Source organism: Komagataeibacter saccharivorans (assembly GCF_003207825.1).
GTDB lineage: Bacteria > Pseudomonadota > Alphaproteobacteria > Acetobacterales > Acetobacteraceae > Komagataeibacter > Komagataeibacter saccharivorans.
In genome coordinates this window covers 1-1,326 of the sequence record NZ_NKTY01000078.1, presented here as the reverse complement: position 1 = coordinate 1,326, position 1,326 = coordinate 1, and the positions used below count along the sequence as shown (strand labels likewise).

1 pseudogene and 1 other annotated feature are annotated in these 1,326 nt (G+C 59.0%); the pseudogene reads right to left on the bottom strand.

Going from position 1 to position 1,326, the window contains the following annotated elements:
• Positions 1-41: 41 nt before the first annotated feature.
• Positions 42-1,276 (bottom strand): annotated as a pseudogene (locus CFR79_RS15380) (IS3 family transposase).
• Positions 873-989: a sequence feature (AL1L pseudoknot), on the bottom strand. It overlaps the preceding pseudogene by 117 nt.
• Positions 1,277-1,326: the final 50 nt, after the last annotated feature.

Genomic DNA, 1,326 nt, shown 5'->3' with positions numbered 1-1,326 from the left:
TGAACTGCCCCGAGTTTACCGGAGAGCGATTTGTTCAGTAATCAGGCAGCGATATCAAGCCTGCTCTGATCTGCATAGAAGGCGCGTTCGGCTTCGGCGGGAGGCCTGTAGCCGATTGGCGCCAGCAGGCGTCGGTTATTGTACCAGTCCACCCATTTGAGGGTTTCCCATTCGACCTGCGCCATGGATTTCCATGGCCCCAGATGATGGATGACCTCGGCCTTATATAAACCGTTGATGGTCTCAGCCAGTGCATTGTCGTAGCTGTCACCAACCGTGCCGACCGAGGCGTCGATGTCAGCCAGCGCCAGGCGTTCGGTGTAGCGGATCGACAGGTATTGTGATCCACGGTCCGAATGATGGATCAGCGCCTTGTTTCCCGTGGGCTTTCGTTGCCAGATGGCCTGTTCAAGGGCATCGAGCACGAACTGGGTGGTCATGGAAGTCGAGACCTTCCAGCCCACGATCCTGCGGGCGAACACATCAATGACGAACGCCACATAGACCATGCCATTCCAGGTCTGGACATAGGTAAAGTCTGAAACCCATAGCTGGTTGGGGCTCTCGGCCCGGAACTGCCGGTTGACCCTGTCATCGGGACAGGGTCGCGCCGTATCCGGACGGGTCATGATGACCTTCCGGCCCCGGATTACACCCTTCAGACCCATCTGCCGCATCAGGCGCTCAACAGTGCAGCGTGCAACCTGTCGCCCCTCACGCTGCAGGCTGTGCCAGACCTTGCGCGCACCATAAACAGCACGATTATCCTGCCAGATCCGACGGATATGTTCCATCAACTCCCTATCGCGCCGCGCACGCGGGCTGGCCCTGGTCGGATCTCTTGCCATGACCGCCTGCTGGTAAAACGTGGACGGGGCAATCGGCAGAACGCGACAGATTGGCTCGCCCCCGTAATCGGCACGGTAGGCTTCAATAAACGCGATCATTTGCGAAACGGGCGGTCGAGCTCCGCCTGAGCAAAATAAGCCGAGGCCTTCTTGAGGATCTCATTGGCCTGACGCAGTTCACGAACCTCCCGCTCCAACGCCTTGATTCGTGCCGTCTCGGCCGTGGTCGGCCCCAGTTGCGCACCCGCGTCCCGCCGGGCCTGCTTCCATCAGTCATGCAGGCTGTCGCCCGAGCAGCCCAGCTTGCCATCAATCTCGCGACAGGCCGCCGATAGGCTTGGGTAATCCAAGCGATGCTCGTCCAGAAGGCGCACAGCGCGCTCAAGGAACTCAGGCGAATAACGCGATGTCTTCTTCTTCTCTACCATAGGGATCATCCTCCGAGAGTTTTACTCTCCGGTAAACTCGGGGCAGTTCA